The organism is Amycolatopsis sp. w19 (genome assembly GCF_051373225.1).
In the GTDB taxonomy this organism is placed as follows: domain Bacteria; phylum Actinomycetota; class Actinomycetes; order Mycobacteriales; family Pseudonocardiaceae; genus Amycolatopsis; species Amycolatopsis japonica.
On sequence record NZ_JBPQFM010000070.1, the window covers coordinates 1 to 683 of the forward strand.

Sequence of the window (683 nt, forward strand, 5' to 3'; positions counted from 1 at the left end):
GACATCCGTTGCCACCACTTGGCTATTTAAAGTCGTGTCTTCATTGATTACAAACTCATAGTTTGGCACCACTGGCACATCATTCACTGGCGTAACCGTCACGAATACACTCGTCACTATAAATGCGCCCGATGGGTCGCTAATTAACACTGTAAACGTATCAGGACCATTGTAATTTCCATTTGGCGTATATGTGAAGGTGCCATCCGCATTGACCACTGCCACTCCGTTTGTCGGAGGATCTTGTAAGGTGTACGTCAGTACTTCTCCATCTGGATCAAACGCTGTGATTTGACTGGACACTGGCGTATCTTCATTCGTGACCAAGGTTACCACTACTGGCCCCACTGGCGGATCATTTACTGGCAGAATTGTAATCGTGATGGTAGAAACTGCCGTTTCTCCCTGGCCGTCGCTTACTACTACACTGAAGCTATCTGTCCCATTGTAATTTTCATTTGGCGTATACGTGTAGGTGCCGTCTGGATTCACATTGACCGTTCCATTCACTGGACCTGTCAGTAACCCGTACGTCAATGGATTGCCATCGACATCCGTTGCCACCACTTGGCTATTTAAAGTCGTGTCTTCATTGATTACAAACTCATAGTTTGGCACCACTGGTACATCATTCACTGGCGTAACCGTCACAAATACACTCGTCACTATAAATGCGCCCGATG

At 46.7% G+C, this 683-nt stretch carries 1 protein-coding gene; it reads right to left on the reverse strand.

Annotated features, from left to right (window positions below):
* Nucleotides 1-666: cadherin-like domain-containing protein (locus tag ACSMFO_RS40175; RefSeq protein WP_436462541.1), on the reverse strand; the 666-nt coding region annotated here is incomplete at its 3' end.
* Nucleotides 667-683 lie beyond the last annotated feature (17 nt).